14 protein-coding genes are annotated in these 14,472 nt (G+C 61.5%); 2 read left to right on the top strand and 12 right to left on the bottom strand.

What is annotated here, in order from left to right:
• Positions 1-33 precede the first annotated feature (33 nt).
• The 12 genes from AABM52_RS15710 to AABM52_RS15655 all read right to left on the bottom strand — a co-directional run bounded on the left by AABM52_RS15710 (position 34) and on the right by AABM52_RS15655 (position 11,134).
• Entirely contained in the window at positions 34-756 is a 723-nt protein-coding gene (locus AABM52_RS15710; RefSeq protein WP_047530195.1) for an amino acid ABC transporter ATP-binding protein, read from the bottom strand.
• On the bottom strand, positions 749-1,399 hold the full coding sequence (locus AABM52_RS15705) for an amino acid ABC transporter permease (RefSeq protein WP_347906654.1): 651 nt from the start codon (positions 1,397-1,399) through the stop codon (positions 749-751). Before AABM52_RS15705 ends, AABM52_RS15710 begins: the two co-directional genes overlap by 8 nt.
• A 10-nt stretch (positions 1,400-1,409) precedes the next feature.
• Entirely contained in the window at positions 1,410-2,075 is a 666-nt protein-coding gene (locus tag AABM52_RS15700; RefSeq protein ID WP_347906653.1) for an amino acid ABC transporter permease, read from the bottom strand.
• A complete protein-coding gene (locus AABM52_RS15695) occupies positions 2,068-3,846 on the bottom strand; it encodes an aconitase family protein (protein ID WP_347906652.1) in 1,779 nt (592 codons plus the stop codon). The genes AABM52_RS15700 and AABM52_RS15695 overlap by 8 nt, the downstream gene beginning before the upstream one ends.
• 10 nt (positions 3,847-3,856) lie before the next feature.
• Entirely contained in the window at positions 3,857-4,675 is an 819-nt protein-coding gene (locus tag AABM52_RS15690) for a transporter substrate-binding domain-containing protein (protein ID WP_347906651.1), read from the bottom strand.
• A gap of 245 nt (positions 4,676-4,920) precedes the next feature.
• Positions 4,921-5,670: an AraC family transcriptional regulator gene (locus AABM52_RS15685; protein ID WP_033052353.1), complete on the bottom strand. Its 750-nt coding sequence runs from the start codon at positions 5,668-5,670 to the stop codon at positions 4,921-4,923.
• A gap of 74 nt (positions 5,671-5,744) precedes the next feature.
• Positions 5,745-7,001 (bottom strand): FAD/NAD(P)-binding oxidoreductase, encoded by a 1,257-nt coding sequence (locus AABM52_RS15680; RefSeq protein WP_347906650.1) that lies wholly within the window; start codon positions 6,999-7,001, stop codon positions 5,745-5,747.
• Complete coding sequence (locus AABM52_RS15675) at positions 6,998-7,234, bottom strand: 2Fe-2S iron-sulfur cluster-binding protein (RefSeq protein ID WP_007994312.1); 237 nt, start codon at positions 7,232-7,234, stop codon at positions 6,998-7,000. The genes AABM52_RS15680 and AABM52_RS15675 overlap by 4 nt, the downstream gene beginning before the upstream one ends.
• Positions 7,227-8,342: an FAD-dependent oxidoreductase gene (locus AABM52_RS15670; RefSeq protein WP_347906649.1), complete on the bottom strand. Its 1,116-nt coding sequence runs from the start codon at positions 8,340-8,342 to the stop codon at positions 7,227-7,229. Before AABM52_RS15670 ends, AABM52_RS15675 begins: the two co-directional genes overlap by 8 nt.
• Positions 8,339-9,271, bottom strand: a complete 933-nt coding sequence (locus AABM52_RS15665; protein ID WP_347906648.1) for a 4-hydroxyproline epimerase — start codon at positions 9,269-9,271, stop codon at positions 8,339-8,341. Before AABM52_RS15665 ends, AABM52_RS15670 begins: the two co-directional genes overlap by 4 nt.
• Before the next feature lie 114 nt (positions 9,272-9,385).
• Entirely contained in the window at positions 9,386-10,069 is a 684-nt protein-coding gene (locus AABM52_RS15660; RefSeq protein WP_347906647.1) for a GntR family transcriptional regulator, read from the bottom strand.
• Between the two features lie 150 nt (positions 10,070-10,219).
• Positions 10,220-11,134, bottom strand: a complete 915-nt coding sequence (locus AABM52_RS15655) for a LysR family transcriptional regulator (RefSeq protein ID WP_154859968.1) — start codon at positions 11,132-11,134, stop codon at positions 10,220-10,222.
• A 270-nt stretch (positions 11,135-11,404) separates the two neighbouring features.
• On the opposite strand from AABM52_RS15655, the gene AABM52_RS15650 reads away from it, so the two are divergent.
• Complete coding sequence (locus tag AABM52_RS15650) at positions 11,405-12,427, top strand: zinc-dependent alcohol dehydrogenase family protein (RefSeq protein WP_347906646.1); 1,023 nt, start codon at positions 11,405-11,407, stop codon at positions 12,425-12,427.
• Positions 12,428-12,980: 553 nt separating this feature from the next.
• Positions 12,981-14,471, top strand: a complete 1,491-nt coding sequence (locus tag AABM52_RS15645) for a hypothetical protein (protein WP_347906645.1) — start codon at positions 12,981-12,983, stop codon at positions 14,469-14,471.
• Position 14,472 lies beyond the last annotated feature (1 nt).

Raw genomic sequence — 14,472 nt, 5'->3', positions numbered from 1 at the left:
TGCTCCTTGTTTCGCCTGTGAAGGCCTCAGTCGCTATTTCACTGATTTCAGAAACGCTGCAGTCTCCGCATGCACCGGATTGCCAATCACCTGATCCGGCGAACCAATCTCATGTACCAGCCCATTGCGGAAAAACGCCACACGGTCGGACACGTCCCGGGCAAAGCGGATTTCGTGGGTCACCAACACCATGGTCATGCCGTCTTCGGCGAGCATGCGCATGGTGTCCAGCACTTCACCGACCAGTTGCGGGTCGAGGGCCGAGGTGGCTTCGTCAAACAGCATGTAGTCCGGTGACATGGCCAGGGCGCGGGCGATGGCCATGCGCTGTTGCTGTCCACCGGACAGCTTGCCAGGGAAGGTCTTGAGCTTGTCGCCCAGACCGACGTGGGTCAGTTGCTTGACCGCCAGCTCTTCAGCTTCAGCCTTGCTTTTGCCCAGCACCTTGCGCGGCGCGAGCATGACGTTTTCCAGCACCGTCAGGTGCGGGAAGGCATTCCATTGCTGGAACACAATGCCGATTTTCTGCCGCAGGCGATTGAGGTCGGTGGCGCTGTGATGGACCTCGACGCCGTCAACGCGGATGTTGCCTTTCTGGATCGGTTCCAGGCCGTTGATGCACATCAGCAAGGTCGATTTGCCGGAGCCGGAGCCGCCGATGATCGACACCACTTCGCCCTTGTTCACCGTCAGGTTGACGCCCTTGACCACTTCGAGGTTGCCGAAGGATTTATGTACGTTGTCGATCTCAATCATTTTCTTGCCACCTTCTTTCCAGACGAGCGCCCAGGCGTGCGACCACCAGGCTCATGACGTAGTAGATAAGGCCCGCGATGCACAGCACCAGCAACGGTTCCTGGATGCGGGTGACGATGGTTTGCGAGGCGCGCAGCAGTTCGACGATGCCGATCCACATCACCAGCGCGGTGTCTTTCATTACACCGAGCACCAGGTTCAGCCAGCCGGGGAACGCCACTCGGGTGGCCATCGGCAGGACGATCCAGCGCAAGTCCTGCAAGAAGTTCAGCCCCAACGAACGGCTGGCCCGGCGCACGGTGAACGGCACCGCCAGCACACCGGCACGCACGATCTCGGTGAAGTACGCCGCAGCGTAAACCCCCAACACAATGCAGCCGACGCTAAAGGCGCTGATGTTCAAACCGACGATGCTTTTGAGCGAGTTGAACAGCACGAACTGGATCAGCAGCGGCACGCTGCGAAACACGTCCAGCACCCAGGCCAACGGCAGGCTGGCCCGTGGCAACAAGGCCCGCAGCAGGCCGAAGAACAACCCGGCCAAGGAGCCGAGAATGATCGACCAGAACGTCAGTTGCATCGTGACCCACGCACCGTTGAGCAGGAACATCAGGTCATTCGAGGAAAAATCGGTGGAAAACATGGACAGCTCCTCAGTAACGGAACAACCGCCAGGCCATCAGCCGGGCTGCCGCGACGATCGCCTTGGCAATCAAGTAATACAGCACCGCTGCGATGGCGAAATACTCGAAGGTGCGGAAGGTTTTGACGTTGTATTCCTGGGTCACACCGGTCAGGTCATTGTTTAGCCCGACGATCACCCCCAGCGACGTCATCAACACTGCCCAGACCATCTGATTGGTCAGCGGGTAGAACACGATCCGCAGCAGTTGCGGGACGATGATCATGCGGTAGGCCTGGAAGGCACTCATGCCGAGGGAACGCGCCGCACGCACCTGCGTGTCAGGCACGGCCTTGAGGCCGCCGCGAAAGTTCTCCGCCAGATACCCGGCATTGTTGAAGGTGATCCCGGCCAGCAGGGCGAACCAGGAACTGACGTGCAGGTTCAGCGAACCGAGGCCGAAGTAGAGGATGTAGATCTGGAACAGCGACGGGGTGTTGCGGGCAATCGATACCCAACCGTTGCCGAACCCGCGCAGTAATGGGTGTTTGGCCTCGCGCATCACCGTCAGGGCCAAGGCGATCAGCACGCCGAAGATCATCGACAGCGCGGCGGTCTCGAAGGTGACGATGGCACCGGCAAGCATGTCCGGCAGGGCGCGCAGGGTGGAGCGCCATTGGAAACTGTAGTCAAACATGCGCAGGGCTCTCCAGTAGGGCAGCAGGTTGTAACCAGGCCGGCAAACGTCTGCTGGCCGTTGCGGTGCAGGCCGCGTCGACGCATTCGGCAAGGCTGGCGAAGTGCACCTTGCGGCCGACCAGGCCCGGTGCGTAGTGAGCGTATTTGCCCGAGTTGGTCATCAGGGTTTTAGCCGCCAGGGGGATGACGGGTTCGCCGAGCATGCACCAGCAGGTGTCGGTGACCAGGGTCGCGCCAAACGCTTCGATCACGGCGATGTGCCCGGCCTCGCGGGCCTGCTCCAACACGGCACGGCCGCAGGTGATGGCAAGCACCACATCCGGGTGTCTTTGTCGTCCCTGGCACAGTCGCGCCAGGTGAGCGAACTCGCTGAGGGAAAAGTGCGGGTTACCCAGCGACACCACATCCACCTGGTTATCGCGAGCACTGTTGAGTTCGCGCCAACTCAGTAGCAGGTCCTTCAGACGGATTTTTTCCACGGGAAGGGAAGTGTCCGCATCCAGCACATGCGCCGGGTCAATGGCCTCCGGGGTGACCCCGGCGATGTGGAACAGTGGCGCCGCAGAGGTGGTTGCGAAGGCCGCGCCAAAGGCTTTGAGGTCGTCCAGGCTCGGCTTGCGTTTTTCGAGTCCCAGCACCAGCGGCACGCGACTGCCGGCCAGGGCACCAATGTGGTAACCCAGCAGCGGGTAGAAGGCATCGTCCAGTTCACCGAGGACAGGCAATTCGATCTGCAACCGGGCCTTGCGTTGCGCGTCCTGGTGGCAGCCGATCAGCGGGGCGCGACCGGTGAGGGCGATGCAGATGTCCAGGTAATCCGGGTATTTCAGGGTGCGCGCACCGAGCACGCTGTTGGCGTAGACCACGGCGTTGGATTCCGCCCAGACGATTTGCTCGCCAGCCTTCGGTGCAGTGTCGAGCAGGTACGGCGCGCAGGTGAAACTGAGCTGTGCGCCCATCGCCATATAGGCATCGCCCAAGGCACTGGCCGGTTCACCCAGTGCCGGGTCGATACCCAGTTCGCGCCAACGGCGCTGGTCGACGGAAATTGAATTGAGGGTGGTGGGCACTCGCACTTTTGCTCCCCATTGCACCAGTTGCTCGGCAAAGCGCAGGCTCGCAGGTCCCGTGTAAATGCAGCCGTCGATGTGTGCTTGAGTGACATCCACCAAGTGCTCGGCACCCTGCAGTTCGGCCATACGCAGGACGATCTGCATGGCCATTTGCGCGGCCTTGCCATGCCGGCCATCGAGCAGGGCCCGATCGTGCTGGGTGAGACTGATCGAGGCGGTGCTGTCAGAGTTTGGTAATGGGCTGTCGAGCGCCTGCCAGGCGTCGCCCGGCAGGTGATCGAACAGGCTCAGCGTTGTATTTTCGACCCGGGCGAAGGCCTGGCCGCGCAAGGCGGCGAAGGCCTCCCGACCGATGCACAGCACCGGCAGGGAACGGGCAAAAATGGTTTGCGCCACCAGCACGCCCAAGGTCAGGATCTCGTCGGCTTCGGCCAGCACCAATGCCGCCGGTGCATGGCCGTTGCTGATCAGTTCCATCAACACACTGCTGCCGGTGCACGAGCCGCGACCACTGGGAATCGCCAGCACGCGGCCGGCCAGGTGTTGGCCGCTGAGCGGGTGATGGCGGTCGATGACTTCACCCGTGCAGGGATCGACTCCGCCCCAGAAACTCAAGCCGACATCGGCGAACAGCAGGGCGCCTTGCGCGGCGCCCGCCACCAGGCTGCGTCCGGTCAGAGAAATTGGCCCAGGCATGCCGGACATCTCAGTAGTAGACCTGAGGCACGGTCAGGTTGGTCGGCGGGATCTCGGTGCCGACCCATTTAACGAACAGCTCCTTGTAGCGACCGGTGCGCACCTGTTGGTTGACGAACAGGTTGAGGTAGTTGAGCAGGCCGTACTCGCTGCGCTTGGCACCCAGGGACACGTAGTCGATGACGTACGGGGCGTTACCGGCGACTTTCAGGGTTTTGTATTTGCCCGACTTGAGGGTGGCGGCGGCCACGGTGTTGGTGACCACGGTGGCATCGATGTGGCCTTGGGCGACGGCTAGCAGGGTATCGCTCTGCGACTGGTAAGCTCGGAAACTGCCCGAGCCCCAGTTCTTCACGTCTTTCTCCAGGGCGATGGCCTCATAGGTGCCGCTGGTGTTGCCCACTGCTTTGCCCTTGAGGTCGTCGAAGCCGTTGATGCCGGTGTCGTCGCGGGTCAGCACCACCATCTGGAAGGCAAAGTAGGGCACGGTGAGGCCAACGGTCTTGGCGCGTTCGAGGGTGTCGGAGGTGGACGCGACGATCACGTCAGCTCGCCCGGAGACCAGTGCCGGAATGCGATCCGGGAACGGCGTTTCCACCACTTCGGCCTCGACCCCGAGGATCTTCGCCAGGTCGCGGCAATAGTCCACATCGAAGCCGGCCGGCGAGTTGCTGGCATCGCGAAAGCCCATGGGCGGGAAGTCCAGGGTCACGGCGCAGCGCAGCTTGCCCGAACCAATGATGTCGTCGAGCTTGTCGGCCTGGGCAGTGGCGATAAAGGAAGTACTGAGAACAGCGCTGAGGGCTACGGCAAATGCGGGGTTTTTCATAGAGGCCTCGTTGATGTGAAGTGCTGTTGAATATCGTATTGGGGATTTCGTATACGATATTAACAATAGCAATCAACGTGCCCGATTCCAGTTCTGACGGTGAATAAATCGTCAGGCCTCGAAGTAGAGGTCTTGCGGGGGAGCAACGGGCGGGAGAGTGGAAGCCTGGGCAAACGATGGCAGTGTTACAGATGGGAGCAATGGGTGTGTGGGCGCACCTTTAAGGAACACTCTTCATCTCCCGCCTAACGCTGATTATCGCGATACTGACTCGGCGACAAACTGGTCAACGCCCGAAACTGCCGGCTAAACGCACTGTGGTCGGTGTAACCACAGCGCAAGGCAATCTCGGTGATCGGCAACTCGGTGTGCAGTAACAACCGCGAACCTTCTTCCAGGCGCGCCTTGTGAATCATTTGCCGTGGGGTGAGCTGGAACACCCGTTTGCAGTGCCGCTCCAATTGCGCCACGGAATAGCCAGCGATGGCGGTCAGTTCGGCGAGGCTGATGGAGCGGGCGAAGTGGCGGCGGATATGGGCATCCACGGCGGCGAGTTTCTGGAACGCCGGATGGTTCGACTGCGGCGATTGCAGGTCGCGGGAGATACCGGCCAGGCCCACGATTCGACCCTGTTCATCCTTCAAGGCGAGTTTGTGGGTCAGGCACCAGATCGGCTGATTGCCATAATACAAATGCAGCTCCAGCTGATCGGCCAGTTCGCGACCGCTGGACAGCACTCGTCGATCCTGCTCGGTGTACAGCGGACCGAAGCGTTCCGGGAAGACCATTTCGGCGGTGCGCCCCAGCAGCTCGTCCCTGTGTTTGAAACCACAGCGCCGGGCCAGGGTCTGGTTGACGAAGGCGTAGCGGGCCTCGCAGTCCTTGATGAAAAACACCACGTCCGACAGGGTGTCGAGCAACGGCGCGATGGGCTGAAGGCTGTTCAGCAGCGTCGGCAGATCGCAAGGTTTAAAGGTGGTGAGCGAGGGATACATGGCGCTGAGGGTCTGAGGGTGACCCCCGGGATCATAGAGACTCGGCAGCGTGGCCGAAACCCCTGGCGTGGTCATCACGCTGGCGGGGTATCGTCCAGGGACATCAAGGTTTCGATCCGCGCCGGGCTGAAGGGGGGGCGCGGTGCTGAGGGCTGCCAACCAAACAAATGCTGCACTGCGCCGCCACACACCCGGCCCTGGCAGGCGCCCATGCCGCAGCGACTGGCGAGTTTGGCTTCGCGCCAGTCAGAGTGACCGGTCAATGCCGCGTAGGGCACGTCTTCGCAGCGGCAAACCAGGGTGTCGGGTTGGGCCAGGGACTTGAGTCGCGGGTCGAGGGCGAACGCGCTGTTCAGCGCCTTGGCGAAACCCTGCCAGCGCGCCCGGCGCGGCCACAATTGCTGGGCGGCTTCCAGATTGCCGACCGCTGCATGGCCGGCGATTGCTCCTTCCACCAAGGCCAGCTCACTGCCGCCGAACCCTGTGCATTCGCCCGCCGCATAATGATCAGCGCGGTTGCTGGCCTGCCAGGCATCCACCGCGATGGCTTGATCTTCGATGGCGCAACCCAGTGCCTGACCCAACTGAATATTCGGAATCAGCCCGAAACCACAGGCCAGCCGATCACATTCCAGTTCGACGATGTTGCCTTGTTGTTGCAGGCGCACGCCTTCCACTCGGTCGGTGCCGAGCGCCGCCAATACGTGGGTGGCGGTGCGGTAGTGGTGGTCGAACAGGCTGAACGATTGCAGCCATTTGCCGGGCCAGCGTGGCAGTTGCGCGGCGAAACCGGCGACGGCCCTGCGGCTGGCTTGTTCGGCGATGCGTTGCACTTGCGCGCCATGCTGTTTGGCGGTGGCGGCACTGGCCAGTAACAGCGGGCCGCTGCCGGCGATCACCACGCGCTCGTTCTGCACCGGCAAACCGGCCTTGATCAGCGCCTGCAAACCACCGGCTCCGGTGACACCCGGCAGGGTCCAGCCGGGGAAGGGCAGCAGCAATTCACGGGCGCCGGTGCACAGAATCAGTTTGTCGTAGCTGATCAACCAGCCATGAGCGTCATCTTCCACCAGCAGTTGCTTCGCGCCGGGGTTGGCGATCACCCGGGTACCGGCGTGATGGCGGATGTTGTTGCACGACGCCACACGCTCGTGCAGGCGCCGGGCCTGACCGGGCACGTTGGCTTGAGGGCCGTCGCGCCAGATTTGCCCGCCCGGCAGCGGGTTGTCGTCGAGCATGACAATGCGGGCGCCGCTGGGGGCGGCGGCAAGGGCGGCGCTCATCCCGGCAGGGCCAGCGCCAATGATCAACAGATCAGCATATTCATTCATGGGCGGGTCTCCACCTGCATGCCGTCACGGCACAGGGTCTGGCAAGCCAGGCGACGCCGGCCATCGATGGTCACCCGGCATTCCTGACAAATGCCCATGCCGCACAGCGGCGCACGGCGCTGACCGCTGACTGAGGTGCGCGTGCAGCCGTCGCTGGCCAGCGCCAGAGCCGCGGCGACGCTGGTGCCTTCGGCGACTTTCAGGGCGTGGCCGTCCAGCAACAATTCAGGCATAGACCGGTTCTCCGAGAAAACGCTGGGGCAGATAAGGTTGTGCGGCCAGTGGCGGGGTTTCGTTGAACAGTTGCGCCACCAGTAAATCGGCGGAGCCGGGGGCGGTGGTTACGCCCAGTCCTTCGTGACCGACTGCCAGCCACAGGCCTTGACGTTGAGGATGTTGGCCCACCAGCGGCAAGCCGTCGGGGCTGGCGGCGCGCAAACCGGTCCATGCACGGATGCCATTGAGCCGGGCCAGCCCCGGCATGTACTCGGCGGCACGCTTGAGCATTTTCGCGAGCATCCAGCCTTCGACCTGCGGGTCGGTGGTGCCGAATTGCCGCGAGGCGCCAATGAACAGTTGCCCGGTGGGGCGCGGCTGGATATTGCAGGCGGTCGACGGCCCCGTGGCGTTGTGGGCACTGGTGACGTAACCCAGTTCCACCAGCGTATGGGTGACGCTGCCGGGGTAGCGGTCAGTGATCAGCAAGTGGCCTTTTTTCGGCTCGATGGGCAATTCCGGGCACAGCTCGTTGGCTTGAATACCGTTGGCCAACACCACGGCATCGGCACTCAACCAGTGACCATCATCGAGACAGACGCGGTTGCCTTCGACCGCACTGACCCGTGCCCGGCGCTGGCGGATGTTCGGTGTTTCGAGCATCCATCTGGCCGTCGCCGGGGCGTATAGAATGCCGTCGCCATTGATCAGCAAGCCGCCTTCCAGTCCTTCGCTCAGTTCCGGTTCGCGCTGGCGCAGGGCATTGGCGCCGATCAGTTCGCAAGCCACGCCCTGGGCTTGCAGGTTCAGGAATTTGCTGTGGGCCACCGCCATTTCTTCGGCATTCGCCGCCAACCACAGCGTGCCATTGCAGCGGTAGGCACAGCTGTCGGGCAGGTCCGCGCCCAGTTCACGCCAGCGCTGCAACGAATATTGACTCAGGGCCAGTTCGGCGGGGTTGTCGTCGAGTACCAGCAAGTGGCCCATGCCGGCGGCCGTGGCGCCGTGCAGGCCGGCATCCAGCACCAGCACCTGCAAGCCGCGACGGGCCAGCGCCTGGGCACAGGCAGCGCCGATAATGCCGGCGCCGATCACGATCACATCGGCCACCTGACCCTCGTTCATGGACGAATGCCCCAGGCGAACGGGTCGTCCTGTTCGATGATCAGGCTCGCCTCGGCACTGATGAACGCGCGACCACGAATGGTCGGCACGATGCGCTCACCCTGCAGTTCGTAGGAACCCTCGAACTCGCTGCCGATGACGCTGGCCTGACGCCAGATCTGCCCCGGTTGCAACTTGTCGTCGGCCGCCAGGCATGCCAGTTTGGCACTGGTGCCGGTGCCGCAGGGCGAACGGTCATAGGCTTTGCCGGGGCAGAGCACGAAGTTGCGGCTGTCGGCGTGATCGTCATCGGCGAACAACTCGACGTGATCGATCAAGCCGCCGTCTTCACCGCGAATGCCTTGGGCTTCCAATGCTTGCTGCACGGCGAAGGTGTAAGCGGTCAGCGCTTCGAGGTTGTCGCCGGCCACCCGCAGGCCATGCTCGGCGATCAGGAAAAACCAGTTGCCGCCCCAAGCGATATCACCGACCACTTGGCCGATACCCGGCACCTGCACCGCCAGCGCCTTGCGATAACGGTAGGCCGGTACGTTGCGCACGCTCACCGAGTGGTCTTCGTGCAGGGTTGCCTGCACCGTGCCCACTGGCGTTTCGATGCTGTGCACGCCGGGGCCGATCTTGCCCAGGTGCGCCAACGACGCGACCAGGCCGATGGTGCCGTGGCCGCACATGCCCAGATAACCGGTGTTGTTGAAGAAAATCACCCCGGCACAGGCGCCGGGGTCCACCGGCGTGCAGAGCAGGGCGCCCACCAGTACGTCACTGCCCCGTGGTTCCAGCATACAGGCGGCGCGCCATTGATCATGCTGTTCGGCTAATACCTTGCGCCGTTCGGCCATGCTCCCGGTGCCCAGGTCAGGAAAGCCGGCGGTCACCAGGCGGGTCGGTTCGCCGCCGGTGTGGGAGTCGATCACAGAGATGCGTTTCATGGGAGGGCCACGTCCATTCGGTTGAGTGAACGCAAGAGTGGCCCGTGCGGCGGGGTGTCGGCTTGATGGATTTAGTCTGTGTCGATGACGAAATCGGCACAGCATCCGCAGCGGTCAGTGGGTGTGGGGCAGGTGCTCGAACAGTGTCTTGCAGACGCCGGCAATGTGCTCGTCCAGAAGCTTCACCGCCAGGTCCACATCCCCGGCGCGGCACGCCGCCAGGATCTCGCGGTGTTCGTGATCGGCCCGTTCCTTACCGGCCGACAAGCTCATCTGCATGCGTAGATAACGCTCCAGCTTGTCGTTGACCGAACGGATCAGACTCACCAGAAACGGTCGCTGCGCCGGCTCGTACAGGCAGGAATGCAGCTCCCAGTTGAGCTCGGCCCAGCGCCCCACGTCGTCCTCGCCGATGAACTCCTGACAGATGCGCTCGGCACGGGCGAAGGTCTCTTCGGTCATGTTCGGAATGGCCAGGCGCAGAATCTTGTCCTCCAGCAACATCCGCACTTCGAACATCTGCGCCAGCTCCGCATCGGAAACCCGCGTGACCATCGCCCCGCGATTGCGCTGGAACATCACCAACCCTTCGGCCTCCAGCCGCTTGAGGGCTTCGCGCACCGGAATCTTGCTGACATTGAACTGGCGGGCGATGTCGTCCTGGCGGATCGGCTCATCCTCGGCAAAATGCCCGGCGACAATGGCATCCCGCAGATGGCGGGTGATGATTTCCGAAGTCGAAGGCGTGTTACCAAGGTCGGGTGCGTTGAGTTTGGGTAGGTTCACGGCGGCGGTCATTTGGAGTGAGATAACGCTAGGGTATACGAAATTCTTTTGCTGATCCTCCCCGGTTCGACGTCGATGTACCCGATGACGGTCATGCAACCCGCTACAACAAAACGGGCGCCTGTAAGGGCGCCCGTTTTCATTCAGGCCTGCGCCGCCTTCTCAGAGGCTATCCGGATCCCCGAAGAACATCTGAATCCGCGACCGTAACCAGCGCTCCCCCGGATCGTTATCCTGGGACCCGCGCCAAGCCATATGCAGTTCGAAACTGCGCACCGGCAACGGCGGATCTTCAGCCCGCACGCCGCCAGCGGCAGTCAGCGCATCGGCGGTGTAGTCCGGCACCGTAGCCACGATGTCGGTTCCGGCGAGCAGGGTACTCAACCCGTTGAACTGCGGCACGGCCAGCACCACATGCCGTTTGCGCCCGAGTTTCTCCAGTTCTTCGTCAATAAAGCCGCTGAGGTCACCAGCGAATGACACCAGCGCATGGGGGCGAGCGCAGTAATCATCCAGGCTCAACGGCCCCGGCACGGTGTCGGCGCGCAACAGCTTCGGCTGGCTGCGGCGCAGCACCTTGCGCTTGGCGTTGGCCGGCAGGTCGGTGGTGTAGCTGACACCGATGGATATCTCGCCGGAGGCCAGCAACCCCGGCATCAGGATGTAGTTGACTCGACGTATCACCAGCACGATCCCCGGCGATTCGGCACGCAGGCGCTTGAGCAGCATGGGCAGCAGGGCGAACTCGACGTCGTCCGAAAGGCCGATGCGGAACACGGCGGTACTTGTGGCAGGATCGAACTCGGCCGCACGGCTGACAGCGGTGGAAATCGAATCCAGCGCCGGGGAGAGCAGGGCGAAGATCTCGACCGCCCTGGCAGACGGCTCCATGCTGCGGCCGGTGCGCACGAACAAAGGATCATCGAACAAGCCGCGCAGGCGCGAGAGCGCCGCGCTGATGGCTGGCTGGCCGAGGAACAGTTTTTCCGCAGCACGGGTCACGCTGCGTTCGTGCATCAATGTTTCGAAAACGATCAACAGGTTCAGGTCGACACGACGCAGGTCATTACGATTCATCTGGAGTCCTGGCAGAGTCAGCAAACTTGACGTGGGCGGCCACATGAGAACAATGGCCAGCAGGAATATTACGGGGAAAGGCTGGTACTCTGCACCGGGTAATTCAGTTTTTCCTACATAGGCTGCTTCGGTTTCTTACGACATTTGACGATGTTGCCGCCGCTGCGGAATCAATGACAGGCATGTCGACTATTAATAGCCACTGATAGTGTTGGGTTGAAAGCCCAGCTAGAGTTCAAGGCATTAGAGGTTCATTTGGCGAGGTTTGCGATGTCCCGCACGATCCGTTTTCACAAGTTTGGTCCAGCCGAGGTGCTCAAATGCGAAGAGCATGCGACGGCTCTGCCTGCACCGGGCGAAGTGCAGGTGCGCGTCGAGGCGATCGGCATCAGCTGGTTTGACACTCTGTGGCGCCAGAACCTGGCCCCGTCCCATGCCCGTCTGCCTTCGGGCCTTGGCCAGGAGATGGCCGGTATCGTCACCGCTGTCGGTGATGGCGTCGATGACCTGGCAGTCGGTGACAAGGTCGCCAGCTTTCCGGCCCAAAGCCCGAATGACTACCCGGTCTACGGTGAGCAGATCGTGCTGCCGCGCTCGTCAGTCACCCGTTATCCGGATGTGCTCAGCCCGATTGAAGCCAGCGTGCACTACACGCCGTTGTTGATTGCCTATTTCGCCTATGCCGATCTGGCACGGGTCAAGCCCGGGCAATTCGCCCTGGTGACTGACGCGAGTCATTGCGCCGGACCTTCGTTCGTACAACTGGGCAAGGCCTTGGGTGTTCGAGTGATCGCCGCGACCAAGACAGCGGAGGAACGTGAATACCTGCTGTCGTTGGGTGCCGATAAAGTGATCGTCACCGAGGAAGAAGATCTGCTGATGCGGATCAACAAGATCACCGATAACCGTGGCGTGGACGTGGTGTTCGATGGTTTGGGCGGTCCGCAGATGTCGTTGCTGGGCGATGTGCTGGCCCCTCGCGGCAGCCTGGTGCTGTACGGCCTGCAAGGTGGCAACCAGACGCCTTTCCCGGCCTGCGCAGCGTTCCAGAAGAACATTCAGTTCTTCGTGCACTGCATCGGCAACTTCACGGGCAAACCGGAACTGGGCATCACCCAGGACCAGGCCGCACTGCAACGTGCCTTGCGCGATATCAATCAACTGACCGCCGACCGCGTTCTGCTGCCGCTCAAGACTCGGGTCTTCCCGTTTGCCGAGTTTGTCGAAGCGCATCGCTACATGGACGAATGCCCGTGTCGCGAACGGGTCGCGCTGCAGGTCGAACCGGCCTGATAGTTACTCAATAGCCTGTCCAAGAGTCCGTGCCCACACGGACTCTTTCGTTTGCGCCCCCCGAAACCCGTCGATCCGCAGACCGGTCCAGCAACTGAACTGGTTTTTGCCCGTAATCTGTAGCTTCTAATCAGCCACTAAGCCCTGATAATTGAATGATTACTTTCATCTCAAGGAATGAGTCATGGCTGGGTGTCAGGCTGAAACTTTTCAATGTGCGCCATCGGTGCAAATCTTCAAATTAGTTGGTTGTTGTTTAGTTGCCAAAAAGGCGGCGACAACTTCCTTCCTTATTTTTTGTATTAAGTGTCTGTGGGACGTTGTCGGATATTTCCTAGGACTCCCGTTTAAAACGAACAAACCCATGCCAGCCGGGCATTTCAGCCTCACCTTGGTCGTTAAGTCGAGGGGGTGTTGCGATCGTTTCAAATGATTTCAAGAAAATTCAAGTGTTAGCATTTGGCAATAAAGTCCATGACTCCATTCGCGCAGACAGTCCAACGGGATTTGCTGTCTGCACGATATTGAACTTACGAGTATCAGGTAAATAAAGATGACCAGCATCCATGACCAAGCGATGAACTATGTCTATCAACAAGTGCTGCAGCGATTGCTGGGTTTTTTCTCCCGTGCCGAACGCACTGCATTGCAATTGTTGATTCAGCGCCTGGCGGTAGCGGCGGGGGGCATGGAGCGCATTGGCGACTACAAGGTGTTGGCGATCCAGTCCGGAGCCCGTGACAACTGCTACACCCTGGCGCTGTTGCGTGCTGCGCAGTTGACCATCGCCACCCGGACGCCGGCGACATTCCAGTTGCGCATCGCCTCGTTACGGTTGAGCGGAGCAAACTGCGCGGCCGTGGAAAACATGCACCGGACCAACAGCGCGTTGTTTGTCTATGACGATCCCCGGGTCGAGGTGTTGATGGTCGATGATCGTGAGGTCTTGCCGTTCAACCACCTGACGCCGATCTCCGACGCCGGTCGCGAGTCCAGCCGCCTGAATCTGTTGATGATCGGCCATCGGCGGGAATGGCGCGACGGGTTCGACCTGTGGGATGACGGTTATCTGGCCACGGGAGAGTTCTACGGACAAATCGCTCGCTGGGACGGTGGTGTCGACGCCTTGCTCATCAGTGACACGCCGCGTCAGCAGAAGGTGTTCATCGGCGGGTTGAGACGCGCCGCCACCAATGCCGGACTCAAGCCTTCGCCTGCGGGCGAGCCGGGTTATGCGGGGTTGTTTACATTGCTCGATGAACTGGGCAGCGACTGTTATCACGGGTTCTACGCCGATTACGGTCAGGCCCCGTGGCGTCCGCAAGAGCGTTTTGAGACCTGTCGTCGTACGGCCTGCATCGACATTCACGACCTGCTGGTCAGCAACCTGGAAGAGCGCTGGCCATTGCTGACTGAATTTCTCGGCTTCCAGCCAGACGAACTGTCCGCGCAGATCAGCGACAACGAATTCGTCAGCCCGTCGATCTCGGCGCACGTCCGAGGGTTGCATGCGTGCTTCGTGCAGAATCGCAATTACGAATCCGGTGTTGAGCTATACCTGCAACGCGCGTTGGTGATGATGCGCCGCAAGCGCTTGCCCGAGCGATTGTGCGAGCAGGCCATCGAAGTCTTCGGCAATCCGGCGGCACTGGCCGAACTGCATGCACGAGCGGCGGCCGAGGCACAAAAGAACCTGGGCCTGAGCGAAGCACAACTGGTGTGCCTGTTGTTTGCACCCTTTATCGAAAAAGGTGCGGGGCTCGAGCGTTTTCTACGTCAGTGCCATCCGGGCATGCTGGTGGCCATGCCCGAGTTGCACAAGGCCATGCAGGGGCACCCGGTCGCCGAACAGATCATGCAATGGATGACTGATGTCAGCGGATTGCCCGTCAGCCTGATCGGTCAGCTGTACCGCATGGAGTGGACGCCCGCAGGCGAAGGTGGGGCGCCTGATGCAATTATCCAAAGGGCTGCGACGCAAAATACGCCGGACGATCCTGACGCCGGCATCACGCTGGAGGATGAATGGTCGGCGGGTCACTGAA

It is taken from the genome of Pseudomonas grandcourensis (genome assembly GCF_039909015.1).
GTDB classification, from domain to species: Bacteria; Pseudomonadota; Gammaproteobacteria; order Pseudomonadales; family Pseudomonadaceae; genus Aquipseudomonas; species Aquipseudomonas grandcourensis.
The sequence above is the reverse complement of the archived record's forward strand: the minus strand, read 5'-3'. Positions and strand labels throughout refer to the sequence as shown.

Coding starts and splice junctions, on each gene's coding strand:
- AABM52_RS15710 (WP_047530195.1), bottom strand. CDS start 756: ATGATTGAGATCGACAACGTACATAAATCCTTCGGCAACCTCGAAGTG.
- AABM52_RS15705 (WP_347906654.1), bottom strand. CDS start 1,399: ATGTTTTCCACCGATTTTTCCTCGAATGACCTGATGTTCCTGCTCAAC.
- AABM52_RS15700 (WP_347906653.1), bottom strand. CDS start 2,075: ATGTTTGACTACAGTTTCCAATGGCGCTCCACCCTGCGCGCCCTGCCG.
- AABM52_RS15695 (WP_347906652.1), bottom strand. CDS start 3,846: ATGCCTGGGCCAATTTCTCTGACCGGACGCAGCCTGGTGGCGGGCGCC.
- AABM52_RS15690 (WP_347906651.1), bottom strand. CDS start 4,675: ATGAAAAACCCCGCATTTGCCGTAGCCCTCAGCGCTGTTCTCAGTACT.
- AABM52_RS15685 (WP_033052353.1), bottom strand. CDS start 5,670: ATGTATCCCTCGCTCACCACCTTTAAACCTTGCGATCTGCCGACGCTG.
- AABM52_RS15680 (WP_347906650.1), bottom strand. CDS start 7,001: ATGAATGAATATGCTGATCTGTTGATCATTGGCGCTGGCCCTGCCGGG.
- AABM52_RS15675 (WP_007994312.1), bottom strand. CDS start 7,234: ATGCCTGAATTGTTGCTGGACGGCCACGCCCTGAAAGTCGCCGAAGGC.
- AABM52_RS15670 (WP_347906649.1), bottom strand. CDS start 8,342: ATGAACGAGGGTCAGGTGGCCGATGTGATCGTGATCGGCGCCGGCATT.
- AABM52_RS15665 (WP_347906648.1), bottom strand. CDS start 9,271: ATGAAACGCATCTCTGTGATCGACTCCCACACCGGCGGCGAACCGACC.
- AABM52_RS15660 (WP_347906647.1), bottom strand. CDS start 10,069: ATGACCGCCGCCGTGAACCTACCCAAACTCAACGCACCCGACCTTGGT.
- AABM52_RS15655 (WP_154859968.1), bottom strand. CDS start 11,134: ATGAATCGTAATGACCTGCGTCGTGTCGACCTGAACCTGTTGATCGTT.
- AABM52_RS15650 (WP_347906646.1), top strand. CDS start 11,405: ATGTCCCGCACGATCCGTTTTCACAAGTTTGGTCCAGCCGAGGTGCTC.
- AABM52_RS15645 (WP_347906645.1), top strand. CDS start 12,981: ATGACCAGCATCCATGACCAAGCGATGAACTATGTCTATCAACAAGTG.